This is a genomic window from Pseudoalteromonas sp. S1609, assembly GCF_005887255.1.
Taxonomy (GTDB): Bacteria; Pseudomonadota; Gammaproteobacteria; order Enterobacterales; family Alteromonadaceae; genus Pseudoalteromonas.
In genome coordinates this window covers 67,447-88,996 of record NZ_PNDJ01000052.1, presented here as the reverse complement: position 1 = coordinate 88,996, position 21,550 = coordinate 67,447, and the positions used below count along the sequence as shown (strand labels likewise).

21 protein-coding genes are annotated in these 21,550 nt (G+C 41.1%); 14 read left to right on the top strand and 7 right to left on the bottom strand.

Features of this window, described 5'->3' with window-relative positions; all coding sequences use genetic code 11:
• Positions 1-279 precede the first annotated feature (279 nt).
• The 5 genes from leuA (at position 280) to CWB76_RS13900 (ending at position 5,696) form a co-directional block, all read left to right on the top strand.
• A complete protein-coding gene (gene leuA / locus CWB76_RS13920) occupies positions 280-1,833 on the top strand; it encodes a 2-isopropylmalate synthase (RefSeq protein ID WP_138608396.1) in 1,554 nt (517 codons plus the stop codon).
• Positions 1,830-2,906, top strand: coding sequence for a 3-isopropylmalate dehydrogenase (gene leuB, locus CWB76_RS13915; RefSeq protein WP_138608394.1), 1,077 nt, complete (start codon positions 1,830-1,832; stop codon positions 2,904-2,906). Before leuA ends, leuB begins: the two co-directional genes overlap by 4 nt.
• A gap of 56 nt (positions 2,907-2,962) precedes the next feature.
• Positions 2,963-4,363, top strand: coding sequence for a 3-isopropylmalate dehydratase large subunit (leuC, locus tag CWB76_RS13910; RefSeq protein ID WP_138608392.1), 1,401 nt, complete (start codon positions 2,963-2,965; stop codon positions 4,361-4,363).
• Positions 4,363-4,962, top strand: a complete 600-nt coding sequence (gene leuD / locus CWB76_RS13905; RefSeq protein ID WP_138608390.1) for a 3-isopropylmalate dehydratase small subunit — start codon at positions 4,363-4,365, stop codon at positions 4,960-4,962. Before leuC ends, leuD begins: the two co-directional genes overlap by 1 nt.
• A 137-nt stretch (positions 4,963-5,099) precedes the next feature.
• Complete coding sequence (locus tag CWB76_RS13900) at positions 5,100-5,696, top strand: hypothetical protein (protein WP_138608388.1); 597 nt, start codon at positions 5,100-5,102, stop codon at positions 5,694-5,696.
• A 65-nt stretch (positions 5,697-5,761) separates the two neighbouring features.
• On the opposite strand, the gene CWB76_RS13895 is transcribed toward CWB76_RS13900, so the two are convergent.
• A complete protein-coding gene (locus tag CWB76_RS13895; protein ID WP_138608386.1) occupies positions 5,762-6,142 on the bottom strand; it encodes a hypothetical protein in 381 nt (126 codons plus the stop codon).
• Between the two features lie 95 nt (positions 6,143-6,237).
• On the opposite strand from CWB76_RS13895, the gene CWB76_RS13890 reads away from it, so the two are divergent.
• A complete protein-coding gene (locus CWB76_RS13890; RefSeq protein ID WP_138608384.1) occupies positions 6,238-6,681 on the top strand; it encodes a tellurite resistance TerB family protein in 444 nt (147 codons plus the stop codon).
• A 7-nt stretch (positions 6,682-6,688) separates the two neighbouring features.
• Here CWB76_RS13890 and CWB76_RS13885 read toward each other — a convergent pair whose 3' ends face one another.
• Positions 6,689-7,255, bottom strand: a complete 567-nt coding sequence (locus tag CWB76_RS13885) for an NADPH-dependent FMN reductase (RefSeq protein ID WP_138608382.1) — start codon at positions 7,253-7,255, stop codon at positions 6,689-6,691.
• Positions 7,256-7,372: 117 nt separating this feature from the next.
• Between CWB76_RS13885 and CWB76_RS13880 the strand changes: the two genes are divergently transcribed.
• On the top strand, positions 7,373-8,269 hold the full coding sequence (locus CWB76_RS13880; RefSeq protein WP_138608380.1) for a LysR family transcriptional regulator: 897 nt from the start codon (positions 7,373-7,375) through the stop codon (positions 8,267-8,269).
• A 5-nt stretch (positions 8,270-8,274) separates the two neighbouring features.
• Here the strand turns inward: CWB76_RS13880 and norR are convergent, their stop codons facing one another.
• Positions 8,275-9,840 carry a nitric oxide reductase transcriptional regulator NorR gene (norR, locus tag CWB76_RS13875; protein WP_171039636.1) on the bottom strand — a complete coding sequence of 522 codons (1,566 nt, stop codon included), beginning with the start codon at positions 9,838-9,840 and terminating at the stop codon, positions 8,275-8,277.
• A 428-nt stretch (positions 9,841-10,268) separates the two neighbouring features.
• Between norR and CWB76_RS13865 the strand changes: the two genes are divergently transcribed.
• Together CWB76_RS13865 and hmpA are read left to right on the top strand one after the other, a co-directional pair.
• Positions 10,269-11,501 (top strand): NnrS family protein, encoded by a 1,233-nt coding sequence (locus tag CWB76_RS13865; protein ID WP_138608376.1) that lies wholly within the window; start codon positions 10,269-10,271, stop codon positions 11,499-11,501.
• 20 nt (positions 11,502-11,521) lie between these two features.
• Positions 11,522-12,703: an NO-inducible flavohemoprotein gene (gene hmpA, locus CWB76_RS13860; protein ID WP_138608374.1), complete on the top strand. Its 1,182-nt coding sequence runs from the start codon at positions 11,522-11,524 to the stop codon at positions 12,701-12,703.
• Between the two features lie 7 nt (positions 12,704-12,710).
• On the opposite strand, the gene CWB76_RS13855 is transcribed toward hmpA, so the two are convergent.
• Together CWB76_RS13855 and CWB76_RS13850 are read right to left on the bottom strand one after the other, a co-directional pair.
• On the bottom strand, positions 12,711-13,364 hold the full coding sequence (locus tag CWB76_RS13855; protein WP_138608372.1) for an endonuclease: 654 nt from the start codon (positions 13,362-13,364) through the stop codon (positions 12,711-12,713).
• A 91-nt stretch (positions 13,365-13,455) separates the two neighbouring features.
• Complete coding sequence (locus CWB76_RS13850; RefSeq protein ID WP_138608370.1) at positions 13,456-14,163, bottom strand: hypothetical protein; 708 nt, start codon at positions 14,161-14,163, stop codon at positions 13,456-13,458.
• 246 nt (positions 14,164-14,409) lie between these two features.
• On the opposite strand from CWB76_RS13850, the gene CWB76_RS13845 reads away from it, so the two are divergent.
• The gene (locus tag CWB76_RS13845; protein ID WP_008114170.1) at positions 14,410-14,790 is read left to right on the top strand and encodes a hypothetical protein; all 381 of its coding nucleotides are present in this window, start codon (positions 14,410-14,412) and stop codon (positions 14,788-14,790) included.
• A gap of 1 nt (position 14,791) precedes the next feature.
• On the opposite strand, the gene CWB76_RS13840 is transcribed toward CWB76_RS13845, so the two are convergent.
• Together CWB76_RS13840 and CWB76_RS13835 are read right to left on the bottom strand one after the other, a co-directional pair.
• Positions 14,792-15,235, bottom strand: a complete 444-nt coding sequence (locus CWB76_RS13840; protein ID WP_138608368.1) for a PaaI family thioesterase — start codon at positions 15,233-15,235, stop codon at positions 14,792-14,794.
• A gap of 150 nt (positions 15,236-15,385) precedes the next feature.
• Positions 15,386-16,876, bottom strand: coding sequence for a M12 family metallo-peptidase (locus tag CWB76_RS13835; RefSeq protein ID WP_138608366.1), 1,491 nt, complete (start codon positions 16,874-16,876; stop codon positions 15,386-15,388).
• A gap of 305 nt (positions 16,877-17,181) precedes the next feature.
• Here CWB76_RS13835 and lexA point away from each other — a divergent pair, with 305 nt between their 5' ends.
• The 4 genes from lexA (at position 17,182) to CWB76_RS13815 (ending at position 21,538) form a co-directional block, all read left to right on the top strand.
• On the top strand, positions 17,182-17,799 hold the full coding sequence (lexA, locus tag CWB76_RS13830) for a transcriptional repressor LexA (RefSeq protein ID WP_010392379.1): 618 nt from the start codon (positions 17,182-17,184) through the stop codon (positions 17,797-17,799).
• Between the two features lie 474 nt (positions 17,800-18,273).
• On the top strand, positions 18,274-19,416 hold the full coding sequence (gene coxB, locus CWB76_RS13825; RefSeq protein ID WP_138608364.1) for a cytochrome c oxidase subunit II: 1,143 nt from the start codon (positions 18,274-18,276) through the stop codon (positions 19,414-19,416).
• Positions 19,416-21,008 (top strand): cytochrome c oxidase subunit I, encoded by a 1,593-nt coding sequence (ctaD, locus tag CWB76_RS13820; protein WP_010392382.1) that lies wholly within the window; start codon positions 19,416-19,418, stop codon positions 21,006-21,008. The genes coxB and ctaD overlap by 1 nt, the downstream gene beginning before the upstream one ends.
• Positions 21,008-21,538 (top strand): cytochrome c oxidase assembly protein, encoded by a 531-nt coding sequence (locus CWB76_RS13815; RefSeq protein ID WP_055012743.1) that lies wholly within the window; start codon positions 21,008-21,010, stop codon positions 21,536-21,538. Before ctaD ends, CWB76_RS13815 begins: the two co-directional genes overlap by 1 nt.
• Positions 21,539-21,550 lie beyond the last annotated feature (12 nt).

Genomic DNA, 21,550 nt, shown 5'->3' with positions numbered 1-21,550 from the left:
CATAAAGTCCCCTTTAATTATTTGTTTGGTATTTTTATGCTTGCGCCAACTGCGTTGCAATGATAAAAATAAGCCTCATTGGACACACACACAAGAAAACAGATGCAAACTATTCGCTTAATTACACTAAACCTAAACCTCTTACTGCTGCGGCAAGTGAGCGGGGATTAGTGTGTTTGCATTGAGTTAAACATTAAAAACCCCGCAACCGCGGGGTTTTTTTTATCTCGCTGCAGGGATAAATAGAAATTTGGGTAATACAGGAATTGAGGGGCAGTTATGCAACAGCAAGATAAAGTATGGATTTTTGATACCACCTTACGTGATGGTGAGCAGGCACTAAAAGCAAGCCTAACAGAAGACGATAAAGTTCAACTGGCGCATACCATTAGCCGCTTAAATGTGGATGTAATGGAAGTGGGGTTTCCGGTGTCGAGCCCAGCTGACTTTCGCTCATTGCAACGTATTGCCACCGAGGTTAAAGGCCCTATTATTTGTGGCTTAGCTCGCTCGGTTGCCAAAGATATCGAGGCCTGTGGCGATGCGCTGCGCGCTGCACAGCAAAGCCGTATTCATACTTTTATTGCCACCAGCCCGCTTCATCTTGAACACAAGTTGCGTATGAGTCTTGATGATGCCACTGCAATGGCTGTTAAATCTATTAAATTAGCGCGTAACTATACCGATGATGTTGAGTTTTCGTGTGAAGATGCTGGGCGTACACCGCATTGGGATTTATGCAAAATTGTTGAGCAAGCAATTAACGCCGGTGCATCAACCATTAATTTGCCAGATACAGTCGGCTTTGTAACTCCAGATGAATACGCAGCAATGATCCGTCATTTAATGAATAACGTGCCAAATATAGATAAAGCGCGTTTAAGTGTGCATTGCCACAACGATTTAGGTTTAGCCGTTGCCAACTCCGTGGCCGCAGTGCAAGCCGGTGCACGCCAAATTGAATGCACCATTAATGGTATAGGTGAGCGTGCGGGGAACTGTTCACTTGAAGAAGTGGCAATGATCATGAAAATGCGTAAAGACCACTTAAACGTATATACCGACATAAAAAGCGAAGAAATTTATCGCGCCTCTCGTCAAGTGGCCAAAATTTGTAATATGCCGGTACAGCCAAATAAAGCGATTGTTGGTGAAAATGCGTTTGCTCACAGCTCAGGTATTCATCAAGACGGTGTATTAAAAGCGCAAAACACTTATGAAATTATGTCACCAGAAAGTGTTGGCGTACCAAGTAATCAGTTAAACATGACCTCACGCTCAGGCCGCCATGTTATAGAACACCGCTTAGAAGAATTAGGCTATCAAAAATCAGATTACGACATGGATAGCTTATACCAAAGTTTCGTTGCGCTGGCTGACCAAAAAGGCACAGTATACGACTATGACCTAGAGGCCATGATTTACTTTAATCAAATTAACGACAAAGACGAGAAGTACCAGTTAGAGTTTGTTAACTCTGCGTCTAATTCACAATCGGTGGCCAGCTCAACCATAGGCTTGCTGATTGATGGCGAAGCAAAACAAGAAGCGGCCACAGGTAATGGCCCTGTTGAAGCTTCGTTTGCTGCTATTGAGCGCTTAACAGGTATGAGCGTTGAAATGATTGAATACAATTTAGAGGCAACCGGCCAAGGCGCCAGCTCATTAGGGCAAGTGAATATTATTGCTAAATATGATGGTCGTCCCTATCACGGTGCTGGTATTGCGGCCGATGTGGTCGAAGCCTCTGTTCGAGCTATGGTTCGGGTTTATAACTTAATTTATCGAGCACAAAAAGTGTCTGATTTAAAACAACAAAGGAAAGCAGGATGAGTAAAACACATTACAGCGTTGCCGTATTAGCAGGCGACGGTATTGGCCCAGAAGTTATGGCAGCTGCAGAGCAAGTACTTGACGCAGTCAGTGATAAATTTGGTTTTACTCTGAACCGTGAGCACCACGCGATTGGCGGCGCAGCCATTGATGAATTTGGCAAAGCACTTCCTGATACAACTTTAAAAGCCTGTGAAAACGCCGATGCTATTTTATTTGGCTCCGTGGGTGGCCCTAAGTGGGAGCATTTACCACCGAATGATCAACCAGAGCGCGCGTCATTGTTACCACTACGAAAGCACTTTGGTTTGTTTTGTAACTTACGCCCAGCTCAATTGTTACCCGCATTAAGCGCTGCATCACCACTTCGTGCTGATATTAGCGAAAAAGGCTTTGATATTTTGTGTGTGCGTGAGCTAACTGGCGGTATTTATTTTGGTGAAAAAGGTCGCAGTGGCGAAGGTGCTGAAGAAGCGGCATTTGACACCCAAACATACTCGCGTAAAGAAATTGAGCGTATTGCACGTTTTGCTTTTGAGGCCGCTAAATTGCGCAGCAATCATGTAACCTCGGTTGATAAAGCCAATGTTTTAGCATCAAGCGTACTGTGGCGCGAAGTGGTAACCGAAGTCAGTAAAGACTTTCCTGAAGTGAGCTTAGATTACATTTATGTAGATAACGCAGCGATGCAGCTAGTTAAACAGCCTAGCCAGTTTGATGTATTACTGTGCGATAACTTATTTGGCGACATTCTATCGGACGAATGCGCGATGATCACCGGCTCTATGGGGCTATTACCTTCGGCTAGCTTAAATCAATCAGGCTTTGGCTTGTATGAACCCGCGGGTGGCTCAGCGCCCGATATCGCCGGAAAAGGGGTCGCTAACCCTATTGCACAAATTTTAAGTGCCGCATTAATGTTACGTTATTCATTAGGACAAGATGAAGCGGCTCGCACCATTGAAAAAGCAGTTGCAGAGGCGGTTGAAGCGGGTGTGGGGACGCCTGATATTTATCCGCAGGGCGGCTACACCACCACCGATGTTGCAGCGGCTATTGTTTCACGCATTTAACTATTAAAGCCACAGCACCGTTAGGCTGTGGCTCAATCAGATCAGGGAGTTAGCAAGTGGCTCAAACTTTATACAATAAAATTTGGCAAGCACACACGGTTGCCAGCATCAACGAGCAAACCGATTTACTTTATATTGACCGTCATTTAGTACACGAAGTGACGTCGCCACAAGCATTTGCAGGTTTACGTGAAAAAAATCGTAAAGTGCGCTGTCCAGAAAAAACCATTGCGACCATGGATCATAATGTTTCAACTAAAAGCCGTTCATTAGATGCAGCCAGCGAAGTCTCTAAAAATCAACTAATGGCACTGGATGCAAACTGTAAAGAATTTGGTATTTTGCTGTACGACCTAAATTCAGTAAATCAAGGTATAGTACATGTGATTGGCCCAGAGCAAGGGATCACTTTGCCAGGCACCACCATAGTATGCGGCGATAGTCATACCTCAACCCACGGCGCGTTTGGAGCGCTTGCCCATGGTATTGGAACCTCAGAAGTTGAGCACGTATTAGCTACGCAAACGCTACAGCAAAAAAAGGCTAAGTCGTTAAAAATTCAAATTAACGGTGTGTTACGCCCAACAGTAACTGCTAAAGATTTAATTATGGCGGTTATAGGTAAACTAGGCACTGCTGGCGGTACGGGTTATGTGGCTGAATTTTGTGGCGAAGGCATAGAGGCGCTTTCGATGGAAGCGCGCATGACGTTGTGTAACATGAGTATTGAAATGGGTGCCAAGGCAGGTTTAATTGCCCCAGATAAAATCACTTACGAGTACTTAAAAGGGCGTCCATTTGCACCAAAAGGCGCTGATTTTGACGCCGCTGTTGCCTACTGGGAAACCTTAAAAACTGATGATGGCGCAATCTTTGACTTAGAGGTAGAGCTAGATGCTGCTAATATTCAACCACAAATCACCTGGGGGACTAACCCAGAGCAAGTGATTGGCGTTGACGAATGTATTCCAGATCCAGACAAAGAAACTGATTTAATTAAAGCTGATGCCATTCGTAGTGCACTTAAATACATGGGTTTAAAAGCGGGCGATAAGTTATCAACTGCCAAAGTAGACACAGTATTTATTGGCTCATGCACCAACAGCCGCATTGAAGATTTACGCGCCGCTGCAAAAATTGTTGAAGGCAAGCAAGTGGTTGCAGGTATTGAAGCATTAATTGTTCCTGGCTCAGGTTTGGTTAAACAACAAGCAGAAGACGAAGGCCTTGCCGACATATTTAAAGCTGCAGGATTTGAATGGCGTGAGCCAGGTTGTTCTATGTGTTTAGCAATGAATGACGACCGTTTAGGCGCAGGTAAACGCTGTGCATCTACATCTAACCGTAATTTTGAAGGACGCCAAGGGCGAGGCGGGCGTACACACTTAGTGAGCCCAGCAATGGCGGCAGCGGCAGCAATACATGGCCACTTTGTTGATATTAGAGGAGAAGCCTAATGAGCATCTATTTTAGTGGCTTAATGGCCCCACTTGATAAAAACAACGTCGATACCGACCAAATTATTCCTAAGCAGTTTTTAACTTCAACCAGCCGTGATGGTTTTGATGCTGCGCTATTTTACGATTGGCGCTATTTAGATAACGGTGAGGCAAACCCTGATTTTATTTTGAACCGTCCTTGCTATCAAGGAGCGCAAATACTACTAACCCGCGATAACTTTGGTTGTGGTTCATCACGTGAGCACGCACCATGGGCATTAAAGCAATATGGGTTTGAAGTAATTTTAGCTGAAAGCTTTGCTGATATTTTCTTTAATAACTGTGGCAACAACCAAATGCTTGCTATCGCACTGCCAGCGCAAATCTTAGAAGACTTATTTGTGTTAAGTGAGCAGCATGACGATATTTACATTGATGTGGATCTTGAAAACCAGCAATTATGCAGCAATAAATTTGCGCCAATCAGCTTTGATATTCGCAATGATGTGAAAGAGCGTTTATTAAGTGGCTTAGACTTTATTGGTGTAACCGAGACCCTAAATCCGCAAATTGATGCGTTTGAAGCAAAACTTGCCGCTGAGCGTCCTTGGCAGTGAATAATTTAAAAGATACTAGATAGTAAAACGCGGCATAAGCCGCGTTTTTTATTGCTGTCAGATGCTGTTCATCGTGATTACTGTCTTTGTGTTTGTTTAAACGCTAAGCTAATTTTTTACATGTTTAGGGATACATTATGAAATTATTAACAGCTGCAACACTAATGCTTGCATCAACCGCTGCAATAGCACGCCCAGCACCTTTAGTATCAATTCCAAGCCATGATGGCTTTTTTGATAACATTGCTGCCCATTGTGGTAAAGCTTTTGAAGGTAAAGTAACGGTTGATAATGCCACAGGTCCGAGTTCATTTGCCGATAAAAAATTAGTTATGCATGTGCGTAAGTGTAATGAACGTGAGCTACAAGTGCCGTTTCATGTGGGTGATGATGCCTCACGTACGTGGATCATTACTAAAACAGGCAGTGGGTTGAGTTTAAAGCACGATCACCGCCATCAAGATGGCAGCGATGATGTGTCTACTATGTATGGTGGTCATACGCTTGATGCGGGTTTTGCTAGCATGCAGTCATTCCCTGCTGATCAGTATTCAAAAGAGTTATTTGTTAGCCAAGGCATACCGCAATCGGTAGGCAATACATGGCAAATGTATATTTATCCTGAAAAGTTTACTTACCGACTCATTCGCCAAGGTCGCGAATTCCGCGTTGACTTTGATTTAACTAAGCCTATCACACCACCGGCTGCGCCGTGGGGATATAGCGTTAACTAAACTCAGCGTCAGTAAAGCCACTGGCTGTTTTAATACTCAGTGGCTTACTGAAAAGTAAAGAGGGGTTATTTTTTTGAGGTTTTTTCTGCGGGTATTTCACACTGCACAAATACACTCAGTGGTGGCTGATAAGCGCGTGGTTTAGTTGGAAAACGTTCATACTCTTGCACCCCTTCGGTTACTTTTAACATAAAAGGGTTATCGCGACATAAGCGGTTAGCGTGGCGCAATAAAAACACACTTTGGTTTTTAAAATGTGGGTAGTCATCAGATTGGATCTCTAGATGATAGTTGTTAGTGTCTATTTGAGTTTGTTTGTAATGCACCTTTTCATCAAAGTCATATAGCCGCTGCATTTCAGTTTGTTCTGCCGACACATTCAAACATGCTGTTAAAAACACCCAGCTAATACTTCCATATAGATAATGATTAGCTTTTCTACTCATAAACCTTTAACTCCATCTTGATATTGGGTAGTGTGATCAGCATATCTATTACACCCGTTATTATATAAGTCTAACACCCAAAAAGGGGAAATGTGATGTTCAAGCAAATTAAACAGCTTTTTTCGAGTATTGATCAGCAAGATTATGATATTGAACAACATGATTTAAAAACAGCGGTTGCAGCGTTATTAATTGAAGTAATGCGAGCGGATAACGATTTACAGGCAGATGAACAACATACGCTAAGTCTGACATTAAAAAAATATTTTGATTTAACTGATGAAGCAGTAGATGAGTTAACCGAACAAGCAAGCTCAAGTTTAGATGATGCCATTGATTATTTTCAATTTTCTAAGCAAATTAATAATCAATGCAGTGCACAGCAACGTATTGATATAGTTGAGCTACTTTGGCGCTTGGCGTACGCGGATGGTGAACTTGATCCTCAAGAAGAGTACGTTATTCGTCGTGTTGCAAACTTGTTGTATGTTACCCATGAAGACTTTATTGCTGCAAAGCTTGCAGCAACAAAGTTATAGCCGCTGCTTATTTTAGCTTACTCGCTACGCTAACTAACTGCTGTGCAAGGCCGGCCACTTTTTCAGCGGTAGCGGGGTCGTTAATACGGCCATTTTCGTCTAATAAAGTATGAATAGCCGGTACTGCCAGTTGGTTAGCTAATACTAAGCTGCCAATGCCAGATAAAATATCACGCACGTGATTCAACCCACGTAAGCCGCCAAGTCCACCCGGTGATGCTGCATATAAAGCGGTTACTTTATTTGCAAATGCAGGCTCTGCACCTTGTTCGGTGCGCGACGCCCAATCAATGGCATTTTTTAACACTGCGGTGATAGAACCATTATATTCTGGGCTGGCCAGTAAAATACCATCTGCTGTGCGCAGCTTGTCTTTTAATTGTTGTACGCCGGCCGGTGTGCCTTGTGCTTCTAAATCTTCATCAAACATAGGTATGGCTAAGTCTGCGAGTTTGATCACTTCTACTTCAGCGCCACTTTCTAGTGCAAAACGAGCTGCTTCATTAATAAGTTTTTGATTAAAGCTGTCTTTACGTAAGCTACCTGCTAGGGCAATAATTTTTGGTGTAGTCATGAGCTGATCCTAATGTTGATTGTGTACAGCAGTGACTTTAACAAATAATTGCTTGCAGAAAAGCCAAATAAACGCAAAACTTGTGTGCGTATATGCACAATTTAAAAAGTGGTTACTATGGCAATTCAATTTGATGATTGGCAAGATCTTAAGGTTGCTTATGAGGTGGCGCGTTTAGGCACTTTAACTGCAGCTGCCGAAGCACTAGATATTCATCACAGTACGGTGCTCAGGCGAATAAATAACTTAGAGAAAAGCTTAGATGCGCGATTATTCCACCGACATGCTCGTGGCTACAAAGTCACAGAGATTGGCGCTAAGTTATTTACCACAGCACAAGCAATTAATGGTGAGCTAGAGCGCTTACACAGTGACATAATTGCAGCAGATAGTACCTTACAAGGTAGCTTGTTACTTACCACTGTGAGTGGTTTTATAGATGTATTAAGTGAGGTATGTGAGCAGTTTCAGACCTTGCATCCGCAAGTGCAATTACAAGTGATTATGGATCAAAAGCGTTTGCGCTTAGACCATGGCCAAGCACATATCGCTGTAAGAGCAGGGCCCAGGCCGGATGAAGGTGATTATATTGCTCAGCATTTAGCGGCACTCTCGTCAGGATTTTATGCTTCAAAACATTACATAAATCGTTATGGCTTGCCACAAACGTTAGCACAACTCTCGGTGCATAATTTTGTATCAGGAGTCGCGGGTTATAATGGCAAAGTGCCTTATTTTGCGTGGGTTGATGAAAATATTCCCTCGTCGCAAGTTAAACTTAGAGTATCAGAAACCTCAGAGGCTACTCGCGCCATCGTTAAGGGGCTAGGGATTGGCGGATTACAACATGATGTTGCAGCGCAATACTCTGATTTAGTGCCTGTATTACCTAACGAACTAAGTTGGCCTACTGACTTATGGTTAGTGACGCACCATTTAGTGCATCGTACTGCGAAAGTGCAAGCGTTTAGTCAGTTATTAAAAACCTATTTTAAGCAGCTTAAATTAAGTTAAAAAAGCTACAACGACTTTTTTATAGAAATACCCAAGCGCTCGGCTAGCCGCGTTAAGTTAGCGCGGTCGACCTGTAAACTTCGCGCTGTGCTTGCCCAGTTATAATTATGTTGTTTAAGTTGCTGTATAATAAGCTGCTGAGTGTAAGTATCGGTGGCTTGTTTTAACGAAATGTTGTTTGTTAAAGGTGTGGTTGCAAGCTGGTTTGAGTGTTCAAGATCTAAGGTGTTAACAGCGCTTAAATTTAGCTCGCAATGCTCTGGCTCAATAGTAATAATTGGCTGCTGCCATTGATGCTGTTTAGCTTTTAATGCGGCGCGATTAATAACATGTTCCAGCTCTCTTACATTGCCAGGCCAGTCATATTTTTTTAGCAGTAATTGCGTTTCAATGCTGAGTTTTAGCTGTTTAATCGCAAGCTTGCGAGCTGTTTTTTCCAAAAAATAACCGGCTAATAAAATAACATCTTCATCACGGGCTTTTAAAGGCGCTACGCTTAACGGGTACACACTTAGGCGATGATATAAGTCGGCGCGAAATCGCCCCTGTTCTACTTCGTGTTTCAAGTCACGGTTAGTGGCAGCAATCACTCTAACATCAACATATTTAAGTTCGTCTTCACCAACGGTTTGTACTTCGCCACTTTGCAGTACCCGTAATAATTTACTTTGCATTGCCAGTGGTAGCTCGCCTATTTCATCCAAAAATAAGGTACCGCCATCAGCTAATTGAAACTTACCTTGGCGAGCATTTTGTGCCCCCGTAAAGGCGCCTTTTGCATGGCCAAAAAATTCACTTTCGGCGAGGTTTTCAGGCAGTGATGCACAATTTAAATGGATCAATGGCTGATCTTTGCGTGCTGAATGCAAGTGAATATTACGCGCCACCAACTCTTTGCCGACCCCAGTATCACCTAAAATTAATACACTAAAATTAGAGGCTGCAACCAGCTTTATTTCGTTTTTAAGAGTTTGTATTACTGGGCTTTGGCCAATAATTTCGCCACCATCGCGTTTGAGTGCCTCACGGTTTAACGCTTGTACTAATTCATTTGAATGCTGAGCATGCTGTTTGTAATGGGCAAGCTCTAGAGCTGTTTTAAAGTGTGCGCTACACAAGGTTTGTAAGGTATTAAGTGTATCAGCGGTAATGCCGTCAAACGCATCAGCGTTTAGGCTATCAAAGGTCAAAATACCAAGCAGCGAATCTTTATCATAAAGCGGTAAACCTAAGCAGGCATGCACTGGAATATCACCGGTTTTAGCTAGTAGTAAGCCGTCATATGGGTCTGGAAGCGGGCAGTCATGTGCAAATTGCAGTGCCAAGCGGTGATTACAAATAGCATCAAGGCGAGGATGCTCTGCAATATTAAAACGCCTGCCTAAGCTATCAGGCATTAAACCTTTAATCGCTAAAGGCTTTAATTGCTCGCCTTGGCGAATTAACAAGGCGCTAGCATCACTTGGAATAACACGTTCAACCGTGGCTAAGAGCTGCTCAAAACTGTGGGCATGTAAGGTGCTTTGTGCAAGCTCCAAGGCAACTTGAGTCAGGTTGAGTTGTTGGTTCATGTCAAAATGACCTGTTAGTGTATTTTGTTGGTTTTTATAGTAGGTCATAAAGACTCTTTTTGTAAAGTGAAATTAAATAATACATTGAATTTAAAGTGTTTATTTAATTGGCATGGTCTGTGTAATAACAAAATAACGAAAGCAGTTATTGGGGTTGTTATGAGCAGTATTTTTTTAGGACAGGTTAATTATTCAGTGAAGTCTAATTCTCTGTATTACCGTTTGCTATCTCATGCAAATAAGATGCTATGTATTAGCGTATTTGGGGTGTTGATTACGTTGTTAATAAGTTATCCCTATGCAGGCTACTTTTCGATACCGGTACAAATTTTTGCACACATTAGCACGATTGTCCTCGCGGCGATTGTCAAAGTGAGTTACGTACTGCGCTGTGTGGCGCAGCATGGACTGGGGCAGGAGGTGCGCTAATGAAGCCCATAAACTTAGCCGAACCTATGCCAGCGCAGGTCGCATTTCATCAGGTATCACAATGGTCATTATGGATGTTGGCATTTAGACCCTTTTTTTTAGCTGGTGGATCACTAGCGTGTTTATCTGTGGGTTATTGGTTACTTATTTTAAGTGGCGATGCACAGTGGTATTTAGTTATGCCTGCTAATTTGTGGCATGCACATGAAATGTTATTTGGTTTTGCGGGCGTGGTTGTGGCTGGCTTTTTACTTACTGCAGCACAAACATGGACCGGTGTTGCAAGTATTAACGGTAAACCATTGATGTGGCTTAGCCTAATATGGCTTAGTGCACGGCTTAGTTTTTTTGTAGTTGTGCCTAGCATTGATCAGTTTAATGTTTATGCGGTACTGATTTTACAAGTTGTTTGGTGGCTCTCGGTAATCATAGTGTTAGCCAGCATGTTGATAAAAGCGAGCAGTAAACGCAACTACTTGTTTTTATTTATTCTTTCATTTTTATGTACGCTCAATATGTTGTATTTAATACTAGTGCTAAAAAACCAAACGCAGCTAGCGCTGGCGATGGTTGATACCGCAGTACTGGTTATAAGTTTGTTGGTGGGGGTTGTAGCTGGGCGTGTATTACCCTTTTTTACTGCCAAAGGGCTGGGCTTATCTAAGCAGGTACGCACACCAAACATAGATAAAGCTATTTTATACTTATCGGTATTGGCGATAGCATTATTTTTTATTAGTAAATTATTTTTCACTGTAATTAACCCGGCACTAGTTGTGATGAGTGCAGCGTTTTTGCATTTAGTTCGCGGTGTTTGCTGGTGGAACAAGCAAGTCCTAAAAGTCCCATTATTATGGTCGTTACACTTTGCGTATTTAGCTTTAGGTATAGGTTTAATGTTAGTGGCAATCAGTTTTTATAGCAGTGCAATACTGTTTAAAGACGCTCTGCATTTTATCACTATTGGTGGTATCGGCATGATGATTTTAGCCATGATGACACGGGTATCACTAGGACATACCGGTCGCTCACTTAGTATTCCTGGTTTTATGAATCTTGCATTTGTATTGGTGTTTAGTGCCGCAATTATTCGTGCTTTTCTCCCGTCTTTTATTGGGCCACACCTAGCTTGGCAGATCAGTGCTGTGCTTTGGTTACTGGCCTTTTTATTATTTTTAATTCACTGCACTCCTATATTAACGCGGCGTCGTGTTGATGGGCGTCGTGGTTAGTTCACCCATAGGAAACCAAAATGTTATCTGAAAAAACTATTGAGATTGTAAAAAGTACAGCTCCATTACTTGCAGAAGCGGGCACAGCCGTCACCGATCATTTTTATAAGCGCATGTTTAGCCATAACCCGGAACTTAAACATATTTTTAATATGACTAACCAAGAAACGGGTCGTCAGCAATTTGCATTATTTAATGCCTTGGCTGCGTATGCGCAAAATATTGATAATTTAGCCGTGTTAAAAGAGGCATTAGCTAGAATTAACCATAAGCATACCAGCTTGAATATTTTACCCGAACACTACCCTATTGTAGGGGCGCATTTGATCGGCACACTTAAAGAGCTTATTCCTGATCAGTTTACAGCTGATGTTGAATACGCATGGCGAGAAGCTTATAACCTACTGGCTGATATTTGTATTACCGAAGAAGCAGCGTTGTATACACACAGTAAAAATAATCATGGTGGCTGGGTAGGTACACGGAAGTTTGAAATTACTCATAAACATGTTGAGTCTGAATTTGTAACCAGCTTTATCCTCACACCTTTAGACGGCAAAGCTGTTATTTCCCACAAGCCAGGACAATATCTTGGCATTAAAGTTAAGCCTGAGGGGGCAGAATATGAAGAGATCCGCCAGTATTCTATTTCGCAAAAGAGCAATGCTAAAAACTATCGTATTAGCGTTAAAAAAGAGTGCCAACCACAGCCTGGCGTGGTGTCTAACTATTTACACTCACTAGAGCAGGGCGCACGAGTAGAGCTATACCCACCAGCAGGTGATTTCTTTTTGAAAGATGCAACAAGCCCCGTTGTGCTTATTTCTGCAGGTGTTGGCCAAACCCCAATGATGGCTATGCTGCAAACGCTATTGAGCGACAATACTAATCAAGCGATTAGTTACTTACACGCGTGTGAAAATAGCTTGGAGTATTCATTTAAAGACTACCTAGCTCAGCAAACGGCTATGCATCCACAACTAAAAACCTTAACCTGGTTTAATCAAGGTGGTGGGGGATGTGATTACACAGGTCTTATGGATTTATCTGTGCTTGAAGCATCACTGCCTATTAGCGAAGGGGCATTTTATTTGTGTGGACCAGCTTCATTTATGGCTTATGTAAAAGGCCAACTACTTGACTTAGGTGTACAGAGCTCGAATATTCATTACGAAATATTTGGACCACACCAAGCATTATAAACATAAGTTACAGCTTTTTACTGTCGGTTTTTGCGGCATAAGCTTGTTGTTGCCACGCATTAAACAGCTTTTGTTGTTGATTTGATATTTTTAAACCATAAGTTTTTTGCATGTAAGCGTATGCATCGGCAATACGTTTACGTGCATAAACCGGAGGCTCTATAACGCGTTGTTTAAAATTAACCTTAACCTCACAGCGACCATATTGATTAGCATTTTGGGCTAACATGCCAAAGCGATAGTTTGAACGATCAGCGTTAATTTCACCGATTGCGGGAGCTAAATTGTTAATATCAGCTTCCATCATGCGAAACTTTGCACTTACTTTACGGCAATTTTTACGTCCACCATCTTGCCAGCATTGTAACTGATGACCGAACTCCCAAGCGGGTACAATATGTTCCCATTCTATTCGCAGAGCGCGTTGGTTCACGTTACCTGAACGGGTAAATGTGTTGCGTGGCACATAACCACAATGGGTTGCATCGGGTACTAACTTTTTGCCTTTACGTTTTATGTCGCAACCACAATAGATACTTTTTGCATTGGTTGGTAAGGTTTTAATTAAGTGTTTTTTAGCACTGGAAAAACGAGTAAATTGCTCAGCATTAATAGTAAAGCTGATAACGCAAAGCAATAACGCAAAAATAAAATGCGGCATATCCTATCACTTTAGTGAACTACAGGAGCCGCGATTTTAAAGAGAATAACCTAAATGGTAAATCAGTTTTCTGTACAACCTGCTTAAAAACTCAGGATAGCTTACGTTTTCTTGTTCTTAATCGGATGTTTTGCAGTAATAAAATAAAACCAGTAAAACTAAAAAACACACTGCTGGCAGCAAAGCTAATGAGTAACGGGTTGTTAAAATCCTCGCGCTCATCGTAATCCATAATGTGTAGCATCCAAAAGAAGTCAAACACTCGCCAAATATCACTGCGAACAGTAATCACTTTACCTGTGTCTGATGACAAATAGAGGGTGGTGTTAAATGTATCGTTAAATTTCACTTGCCATATATTTGTTTTATAACCGCTTTCTCGTGGGCCTGTAGCTAATAAAGCAGCGCTTACTCGTTGAGCATTAATAAGTAAGTGTGCGTGTGCATTAGCAATAATTTGCTGTCTATTAGGTGCTTTAAATGGTTGCCCAGTAATGCCATTAAAACTTTGTTGGCTACCGGCACTGGTTACAGTTATAAGTGGGGTGGATAAAAAATGCGTAAAGATTATTTTAGTCGGGTTGGTTACTTGGGATACGATATCATCAATTGATGCGATGTAATCATGGCTTTTAAAGGGATTGGTTAGGGTGCGTGTTGCTAGGTGCTTACCATGTACTTTTTCAAGCGGAATAGCGCTCATAATTAAACCGCCAAGCAACCAAGCTAAAATTTGTAGCCCTAATAAGTAGCCCAACCATTTATGAAGTCTACGTGTTGGTTTAAATATTTTTTTCATAGGTGTTTATCTTATTACTTTTAATAAACATTTTACGCGAATGATAGGCAGGGTGAGTGCGACAAAATGTCGCACTAGTGCATTCAAATTGAGTTTCAGCACAATAGTGCTAATAGTAAGCTGCAATAACACCCTAAAATAAGAGTATTAACTGATAAAGTGTCTATTTATAGGGTGTTGATTTGGTATAACGGTAAAACTGCGTTAAAGTTTGCAAGGTAACCATTAGAGGATAAATACGAAACAATGTCGGAAATTCAATTTTTAAATGTAGATCTCGAGCTTGAGTCAAAGCAAGATATTAGCGTATTAGTTGCTGATTTAAAAAAGGTCGCAACCATTTTACATTATGATAAAGACGAATACCGCCAACTGGCACGCATCGAAGTAGCTGGTGAAATAACCACACCTGATAAAGCAATTAATCACTTATGTGAGCTAATTGAGTCGTGTTCACGCAATGCATTAAAGCAATGGTTAAGTTGTTCTCGTAGAACGTTTGATATGGGATTTGAGTCGGGTACGTCGCCAAAATGCTTTAATCAGGCCCTACATGCAGATACCTTGTTACGCATATCTGCAATTGGCGCAGGCATAGAAGTTACTATTTACCCTCTGGAAAAGTAATTTAACCTTTTCGTTCGACTACGGCTGCGGTCATTCTTGATACGCAGCAAAGCTCATTGCGGCTATTGGTTATTTTAATATCCCAAACCGAGCTGCGTTTACCTATATGATAAGCTTTTGCGGTAGCCGTTAATGTGCCGTTGCGTGACGCTTTTAAGTGACTGGCGCTGATCTCTTGCCCAACACAATAAAATCGACTGAAATCAACTACAAAGTTAGCGGCATAACTTGCTACGGTTTCAGCAAGGACCACATTGGCACCACCATGCACTATACCCATAGGGTTATGATGCTCTGGAATTGCCGGCATAGTGGCGACTAAGTAGTCATCTCCAATTTCACTGATTTCAATTCCCATGGTCTTCATGAGCGTGCCTTGGCCAGTGATCCCTTGATCTAATTGCTTACAAAACTCTAATGTAATTGGTTGATGCCAAATGCTCATACTCGCTCCTAAAAGAATGTTTAAAAATATAAAATTGAGCTCATATTAAGGTGAAATTTAAATCTTGTCGTGAGTGATAGCAAATAAAATTTTTTTAGCTTAATTTAAGCAGGTCGCCATACTACGACGCCTGCTTATGTAGCTTGCTTATTATTGGTAACTAGCAACCAGTTCTACATTATTATAAGCATCAAAGCCTTTGAGCATGACAGAGTAATTTCCACTGCGAGTATCACTGCAGCTCTCACTATTGCCATTTCTATATGGGCGACAATCAAAATTATTTGTGGATGCCGTTTCGTTAAATTTTACATATATATCAGCATCACCACTACCACCTGATGTTCTAAAAGTAACTTGTGTTGCTTCACTTGGTACTGCAAATGTAAATAATTTTTCGCTATTCTTTGCGCCATTAACCATAATTGCTTGATTATTTTGGAGTACATTGTCACCAGGAATTGGGGGGGTTGAAGATCTAAAGTTTGCAATAATAGGGTTAGTTAAGTTTAACACTCTGGCATTGTCATGTTCTGCCGAAGTCCCCATTACATCTCCATTGTATGATTTATTAGGGTTCGACCAGTAATTAATACGTGTACAATTACCTGGACAATTATATGCCATCACTGAACGCCATTGCGATTGAGGTTGTTGGTAACCATGTCCAAATGAATAAGGAGTTGTTGAAGGATCGTTTTCTGGATTATGGCGAGCGCCTTGTAAGTGCCCAATCTCATGACCAAAGGAATAGTAGCCTGTCGCACAATCATAATCGACCATAGCAAAAGCGCTTTGAGCATTAGCGCCAATGGCTTTGGCCTGGCCACAGTAACCATTGACATCATTTACTAATATAACTACATCTGCACCGAATTGATCGCGTAATGTATGTGCTTCATCCATATAACCGTCGTTTTTAGCTGCTAAACGATTTAAATCAGTACTTGAGTTTGCAGCTTCAGTATAATTAATTTGGCTCATGTGGGCTATGCTAACAACTGCGTTGACGCCTGAGTTTTGATAACCTTGGTTGGTTTCAACAACCGCAAGATCAATTAAGCTATTTATATCCCCTGATTTTTGAGCTGCTGCTGGGGTATATAAAACTAATAAACTAATATTACTTTGCGTTTCGTTAGCCATTACCGATTGAGTGTTTTGAGCTGTTAAAATTTGTTCACTCATAAACTTCAGGTGATTAGACTGTTTATAGTCGGGAGCATGTTCAGCTGGCTGCTTTTGGGGATCTAATTCAATGAAATTATGACCAGAGTGCTTATTTGGTTGTAATTTATATATCTGTTCACCTACTTTTACAGTACCCGAAATGCCTTTTGCAGATTTAATAAGTGTTATTTCGTCATCTTCTAAACTTTTACCAATCCAAATTAAGCTTCCCGTTGCTGACAAACTTGTTGAACTTTTTATAAATTCAATGTCGTTACCTTTAACAGGTAAAAGAAAGGTATTTGTGCTATTTGTGAGCTCAAAAAGAGGCTGGCCAAACTGTAATTGATTACTTGTTTGTGTGGCCACGCTTTGTGACTCATTAATATATTGCACTTCAAAAAGCGGAACTTGAGCTTGTGTATAGCCGCTGAATAGGAGTCCGATAAATAAAGGTGAGTATTTTTTCATTTCATAGTCCTTTTTGGTTTGTTTTGTCCACATAAAGTGTACACGCTAATATTTTTATTTCAATTAATTAACATTGCCACCTATTAAAATTAACTATTGTTGTAAATTTTAAGATACATTTTTTATTTTTACTATTGATGGGTTGCTTTAATCAGTGCAAAAATAATTTTAAGTAGTTAAGAGCGGGTTATATTCTTAGTGCGATAAGCTAATTATTATCAGTGGAGCTAACTTAATTTATATTTGCGATTTTAAAATAACTGTATATACTCACAGTTAATTGTACTGTATGGAAAACCAGTTGTATGCGACCATTAACGAAACGCCAAGCGCAAATACTCGAACTTATCAAAGTGTTTATTAAAGATACTGGTATGCCTCCTACACGTGCCGAAATTGCACAAACACTGGGTTTTAAAAGTGCGAATGCTGCAGAAGAACATTTAAAAGCACTGGCTAAAAAAGGTGTGATTAAAATGAAGCCGGGCGCGAGTCGGGGTATTCAGCTTGTTGAAGAAGAAGAGCCAGAGCAACTGGGCTTACCTTTAATTGGTCGAGTTGCTGCGGGTGAGCCAATATTGGCGCAACAGCATGTAGAAAGCCACTGTAAAATTGACCCTTTAATGTTTAAACCTGCGGCTGACTTTTTGCTGCGTGTTAACGGCATGAGTATGAAAGATATTGGCATTATGGATGGCGACTTACTCGCTGTACATAAAACTCAAGTAGCTGAAAATGGTCAGGTTGTTGTTGCTCGAGTGGATGATGATGTTACGGTTAAGCGTCTAGAAAAAGCCGGCAGAAAAGTATTACTGCATGCTGAAAATGACGAGTTTTCAGCCATTGAAGTTGATTTGGAAAATGAATCTTTCAATATTGAAGGTTTAGCGGTGGGTGTTATTCGTAACGCTGATTGGATGTGATAGTTAAGCATAACCTAGCGCTTAATATTGATTAGGCGCTGTTTTTACATGCATTATTTTTGTACGATATTGCTTGTGAATCGCTTTTTGTTATTTTTAAAAATCGCTAAATATTTTATAAACAAACAAATTTATTTTAATTATTTTAAATCATAAAATTTTATATCTTTTCCGCTGTTATTCAAGCGACCCCTTACCAACTCTGACTCTGGGATTAATTACCTCATTAGTTACTATTTTTTTGCTGCACTTTTTTAAGTAACCTCTTGTTTATTTTTCATGCTCACCTTGCTTATTGTTTATTTTTTAACTAGTTATTAAAGAGCTGGAATAAAAATAACTCACAGCCTAATCGTTTTGAGCACACACATTTAGTAACTCCAGCACCCTTATAAAAAATAAAAATAACGAATGGGCGTTTAAGCCGTATGCCTCTTCGCTTTGCGTCAGCAATAGCATCAAAGGAGCCGTCACATGGGTAAGCTGAGTTCTTCCTTGTGGCTTATATTGTTAGTTTTTTCGCAAAATGTGCTTGCTAATAGCCAATATAATATGCGTAAAGGCGTAACTGATATAAGTAATAATGTATACCAACTGCACATGACCATATTTTTAATATGTTGTGTGATTGGGGTGATCGTGTTTGCCATTATGTTTTGGGCACTCATCCATCATCGCAAGTCTAAAGGGGCTGTCCCTGCCCAGTTTCATGAAAGTACTAAAGTAGAAATACTCTGGACTGCCATTCCTTTTGTCATCTTAATTGTTATGGCCATTCCTGCGACTAAAACGTTAATTGCCATGGAGGATGCCAGCAAAGCTGATATCACCATAAAAATTACTGGATCACAGTGGAAGTGGCATTACGAGTATATGGGGGAGGACGTTGAGTTTTATTCAATGTTAGCGACTCCTCAAAATGAAATAACGAATCTTGCCGATAAAAACCCGAATTATTTACTCGAAGTAGATAAGCCGCTGGTGCTACCGATTAATCAAAAAGTACGTTTTTTAATGACTTCAGATGATGTAATTCACTCATGGTGGGTACCTGATTTTGCAGTTAAAAAAGATGCAAACCCTGGGTTTATTAACGAAACATGGACCAATATTAATGAAGTAGGTACTTACCGCGGGCAGTGTGCAGAGCTGTGTGGTAAAGATCATGGCTTCATGCCTGTTGTGGTAGAAGCAAAAACAGAAGAAGACTTCAAAACGTGGTTGGCAGAAGCTAAACAAGCTAAACAAAAAGCGGCTGAAGCAGACGCTGCGTTATTAGATCAAGTGGTACCAAAAGAGGAGCTGATGGCTCTTGGTGAGCAAGTTTATATGGCGAGCTGTGCAGCGTGTCATCAACCTACAGGTTTAGGTTTGCCGGGTGTCTTTCCAGCACTTAAAGGCAGCCCAATAGTTATAGGTGATATCAAAGGTCATATCGATATCTTACTTCATGGTAAACCAGGTACAGCGATGCAGTCTTTCGCAAAGCAATTATCTATTAAGCAGATAGCAGCCGTTATTACTTATAAGCGTAACGTATGGGGTAATGACACCGGAGAGGTAATTCAACCAAGCGAAATACAAGCGGCACTGGATGCTGATGGGGAGGCTAAATAATGAGTAGCATTGCAGAACAACCTAATTCCAATGAGGCTCATCATGGCCATCAACCTGCAACAGGCTTTAAGCGCTGGTTATTTACAACCAACCATAAAGATATCGGAAGCTTATATTTAATTTTTTCTCTCACCATGTTTTTGATTGGTGGAGCAATGGCTATGGTTATTCGGGCTGAGTTATTTCAGCCGGGTTTACAATTGGTTGATCCTCACTTTTTTAATCAAATGACCACAGTACACGGTTTAATCATGGTGTTTGGTGCAGTAATGCCTGCATTTACTGGATTGGCAAACTGGATGATTCCGTTAATGATTGGTGCGCCAGATATGGCATTACCGAGAATGAACAACTGGAGCTTCTGGATTTTACCATTTGCGTTTTTGATTTTGTTAGCGTCATTGTTTATGCCTGGTGGTGGCCCTGCATTTGGGTGGACCTTTTACGCTCCGCTTTCCACCACTTATAGTAACGACAACACAGCAATGTTTGTATTTGCGGTACATATAATGGGTATCAGTTCGATTATGGGTGCCATTAATGTGGTGGTCACCATAGTGAATATGCGCGCTCCGGGTATGACATGGATGAAACTGCCGTTATTTGTGTGGACATGGCTGATCACGGCTTTTTTACTTATTGCAGTAATGCCGGTACTTGCTGGTGCAGTTACTATGGTACTCACCGATAAATACTTTGCGACCAGCTTCTTTGACGCCGCTGGTGGTGGCGATCCGGTAATGTTCCAGCATATATTTTGGTTTTTTGGTCATCCTGAAGTTTATATTATGATTTTGCCTGCCTTTGGCATTATCTCTACGATTGTTCCTACTTTTTCACGTAAAAAACTATTTGGTTATGCCTCTATGGTGTACGCCACTTCCTCGATTGCCTTGTTGAGCTTTATTGTGTGGGCGCATCATATGTTTACCACAGGTATGCCCGTGGCGGGTGAGTTGTTTTTTATGTACGCGACTATGTTGATATCGGTACCTACCGGCGTAAAAGTATTTAACTGGGTAGCAACTATGTGGCGTGGCTCTATTAGCTTTGAAGTGCCGATGCTGTTTAGTATCGCATTTATTGTGCTGTTTACTTTAGGTGGCTTTTCGGGATTGATGTTGGCGATCACACCTGCTGATTTTCAATACCACGACACCTATTTTGTAGTTGCACACTTCCATTATGTGCTGGTGACGGGCGCGGTATTTTCTATTATGGCGGGGGCTTATTATTGGCTGCCAAAATGGACCGGAAATATGTTCAATATTACCTTAGCAAAATGGCATTTTTGGTTGTCCTTGGTAAGTGTAAATGTGCTGTTTTTCCCAATGCATTTTGTGGGGTTAGCCGGTATGCCACGTCGAATTCCAGATTATGCACTGCAGTTTGCTGACTTTAACGCCATTATTAGTATAGGTGGGTTTGCCTTTGGTTTATCGCAATTACTGTTCGTTGTTGTTGTGTATAAATGTGCAAAAGGGGGCGATAAAGTGCCTGCAAAAGTTTGGGATGGGGCTGAAGGGCTTGAATGGGAAGTTGATTCACCAGCGCCTTATCATACGTTCTCAACGCCGCCGGACATTAAATAATGACGCACTTGCCGTTATTAAAAAAGCTGGTGGTTATTTGCATTGCAATGTTTGCTTTTGCATTTGCCATGGTGCCTTTATATGACGTGTTTTGCGATATAACGGGGCTTAATGGTAAGCCCTCGTTAGAACAAGCACAGCAAAGTACCTTGATTACTGAGAATAGAGAGGTCAGCGTTAGTTTTACCACGCATGCCCAAAGTGGTGCGCCTTTTGAGGTTAAATCTAAAGAATACAGTGTAGATGTAAAACCAGGGGCCATGCGTGAGGTTATGTTTAGCGCTAAAAACAATAGTAATGAAGACAAAGTGATGCAGGCTATCCCCTCGGTAGCACCGGGCAAAGCAGCTAAATATTTACACAAAATAGCGTGTTTTTGCTTTGACCAGCAACCTTTGAAGGCTGGCGAGGAGTTAGAGTTTAAATTACTTTTTTATGTTGATACTGAGTTACCCAGTGATGTGGAGGAGTTAACTCTGTCTTATACCGTATTTGATATTAGCGAGAAGTTAGTAGCCAGTAATAACTAGCTTATAAAACTA

Bases quoted from the DNA above. Each gene is read 5' to 3' on its own strand.
- leuA (WP_138608396.1), top strand. From the start codon at position 280: ATGCAACAGCAAGATAAAGTATGGATTTTTGATACCACCTTACGTGAT.
- leuB (WP_138608394.1), top strand. From the start codon at position 1,830: ATGAGTAAAACACATTACAGCGTTGCCGTATTAGCAGGCGACGGTATT.
- leuD (WP_138608390.1), top strand. From the start codon at position 4,363: ATGAGCATCTATTTTAGTGGCTTAATGGCCCCACTTGATAAAAACAAC.
- CWB76_RS13900 (WP_138608388.1), top strand. From the start codon at position 5,100: ATGAAATTATTAACAGCTGCAACACTAATGCTTGCATCAACCGCTGCA.
- CWB76_RS13895 (WP_138608386.1), bottom strand. From the start codon at position 6,142: ATGAGTAGAAAAGCTAATCATTATCTATATGGAAGTATTAGCTGGGTG.
- CWB76_RS13890 (WP_138608384.1), top strand. From the start codon at position 6,238: ATGTTCAAGCAAATTAAACAGCTTTTTTCGAGTATTGATCAGCAAGAT.
- CWB76_RS13885 (WP_138608382.1), bottom strand. From the start codon at position 7,255: ATGACTACACCAAAAATTATTGCCCTAGCAGGTAGCTTACGTAAAGAC.
- CWB76_RS13880 (WP_138608380.1), top strand. From the start codon at position 7,373: ATGGCAATTCAATTTGATGATTGGCAAGATCTTAAGGTTGCTTATGAG.
- norR (WP_171039636.1), bottom strand. From the start codon at position 9,840: ATGAACCAACAACTCAACCTGACTCAAGTTGCCTTGGAGCTTGCACAA.
- CWB76_RS13865 (WP_138608376.1), top strand. From the start codon at position 10,269: ATGAAGCCCATAAACTTAGCCGAACCTATGCCAGCGCAGGTCGCATTT.
- hmpA (WP_138608374.1), top strand. From the start codon at position 11,522: ATGTTATCTGAAAAAACTATTGAGATTGTAAAAAGTACAGCTCCATTA.
- CWB76_RS13855 (WP_138608372.1), bottom strand. From the start codon at position 13,364: ATGCCGCATTTTATTTTTGCGTTATTGCTTTGCGTTATCAGCTTTACT.
- CWB76_RS13850 (WP_138608370.1), bottom strand. From the start codon at position 14,163: ATGAAAAAAATATTTAAACCAACACGTAGACTTCATAAATGGTTGGGC.
- CWB76_RS13845 (WP_008114170.1), top strand. From the start codon at position 14,410: ATGTCGGAAATTCAATTTTTAAATGTAGATCTCGAGCTTGAGTCAAAG.
- CWB76_RS13840 (WP_138608368.1), bottom strand. From the start codon at position 15,235: ATGAGCATTTGGCATCAACCAATTACATTAGAGTTTTGTAAGCAATTA.
- CWB76_RS13835 (WP_138608366.1), bottom strand. From the start codon at position 16,876: ATGAAAAAATACTCACCTTTATTTATCGGACTCCTATTCAGCGGCTAT.
- lexA (WP_010392379.1), top strand. From the start codon at position 17,182: ATGCGACCATTAACGAAACGCCAAGCGCAAATACTCGAACTTATCAAA.
- coxB (WP_138608364.1), top strand. From the start codon at position 18,274: ATGGGTAAGCTGAGTTCTTCCTTGTGGCTTATATTGTTAGTTTTTTCG.
- ctaD (WP_010392382.1), top strand. From the start codon at position 19,416: ATGAGTAGCATTGCAGAACAACCTAATTCCAATGAGGCTCATCATGGC.
- CWB76_RS13815 (WP_055012743.1), top strand. From the start codon at position 21,008: ATGACGCACTTGCCGTTATTAAAAAAGCTGGTGGTTATTTGCATTGCA.